At 42.8% G+C, this 304-nt stretch carries 1 pseudogene; it reads left to right on the plus strand.

Going from position 1 to position 304, the window contains the following annotated elements:
- Position 1: 1 nt before the first annotated feature.
- Positions 2–304 (plus strand): annotated as a pseudogene (locus AAEY83_RS13775) (molecular chaperone HtpG); the annotation flags it as partial.

Consider the following 304-nt stretch of genomic DNA (forward strand, 5'->3'; position numbering starts at 1 on the left):
TATTAAAACAGCACTAGGTGATGACGTTAAAGAAGTGCGCTTTACGCACCGCTTAACAGATTCTCCAGCATGTGTTGTAAGCGACGACAACGACATGAGCTCACAAATGCAAAAGCTAATGGAATCTGTTGGTCAAGCAGCCCCTGAAGCAAAACCTGTGTTTGAGCTAAACCCAGAGCATCAACTTGTTAAGCACTTAAATGACGAACAAGATGAAGATAAGTTTGCGCAGTGGTCACACGTTTTACTAGATCAAGCACTACTTGCAGAACGCGGTACACTTAAAGATCCAACAGGATTTGTT

It is taken from the genome of Psychrobacter sp. TB20-MNA-CIBAN-0197 (assembly GCF_040309765.1).
Taxonomy (GTDB): Bacteria; Pseudomonadota; Gammaproteobacteria; order Pseudomonadales; family Moraxellaceae; genus Psychrobacter; species Psychrobacter submarinus.